Genomic DNA, 397 nt, shown 5'->3' with positions numbered 1-397 from the left:
CGCGCAGCTTGTGCGTGATGAAGACGATGGACGTGCCGCTGGCGGCGAGGTCCTTCATGACGGACAGGAGCTCGTCGGTCTCCTGGGGCGTGAGGACGGCCGTCGGCTCGTCGAGGATGAGCAGGTCGACGCGCCGTGAGAGCGCCTCGAGGATCTCGACGCGCTGCTGGGTGCCGACGGGGAGGTCCTCGATCTCGACGTCGGGGTCGACCTTGAGACCGTGCTTGGCCGACAGCTCGCGCACGAGCTTGCGGGCTCCGTCGATGTCGAGGACGCCGCGGCTCGTCGTCTCGTGGCCGAGGATCATGTTCTCGGCCACCGTCATGACGGGCACCAGCTGGAAGTGCTGGTGGACCATGCCGATGCCGCGACGGATGGCGTCGCGGGGGTCCTTGAC

The 397-nt window shown here is 68.3% G+C and carries 1 protein-coding gene; it reads right to left on the bottom strand.

Annotated elements, in window-relative coordinates; translation table 11 throughout:
- On the bottom strand, nt 1-397 hold a 397-nt coding region (locus tag AC1DFM_RS34885), incomplete at both ends, for an ATP-binding cassette domain-containing protein (protein ID WP_477081400.1).

It is taken from the genome of Chitinophaga sp. 05T412, from assembly GCF_056396465.1.
Note: the sequence above shows the minus strand (reverse complement) of the source record. Positions and strands in the feature narration are given on the sequence as shown.